This window comes from Streptomyces sp. NRRL B-24572 (assembly GCF_002156145.1).
In the GTDB taxonomy this organism is placed as follows: Bacteria; Actinomycetota; Actinomycetes; order Streptomycetales; family Streptomycetaceae; genus Streptomyces; species Streptomyces vietnamensis.
On record NZ_MWIG01000576.1, the window covers coordinates 382 to 788 of the forward strand.

Here is a 407-nt window from a genome sequence, read left to right on the forward strand (position 1 = left end):
CGCCGACGACCAGCAGGTCGCAGTGGGCGTGTACGGCGTCGTAGCGGGCGGGGTCCGGTTCGGTGGCGAGGCGTCCCTGGCCCGGGAGGCTGCTCGCGACCAGGCCGTCGTAGAGCTCGACCGTCGTGGCGGGGAGCATGGGCTCGGGGAAGGGGGCCTCGATCTGGACGACCGCGTTGGGTTCCTCCACGCCGGCCGAGAAGATGCCGCGGGGGCGGCCCAGCTTGATGCTGGTGGCGGCTTGGACGACGCCGTTGGCGAGGAGGGCGGAGGCGAGGGTGTCGCCCCGGAACCCTTCGTATCCGATGCCCGCGAGGGCGTGGCCTTCATGGACGCCTCCACCCTCGGCAAGATCGACGTGCAGGGCCCGGACGCCGCGATCTTCCTCGACCGGCTCTACACCAACA

General features: G+C 71.7%; 1 protein-coding gene. It reads right to left on the bottom strand.

Going from position 1 to position 407, the window contains the following annotated elements; all coding sequences use genetic code 11:
- Window positions 1-407: 2Fe-2S iron-sulfur cluster-binding protein (locus tag CCN56_RS30445; RefSeq protein ID WP_373412918.1), on the bottom strand; the 407-nt coding region annotated here is incomplete at both ends.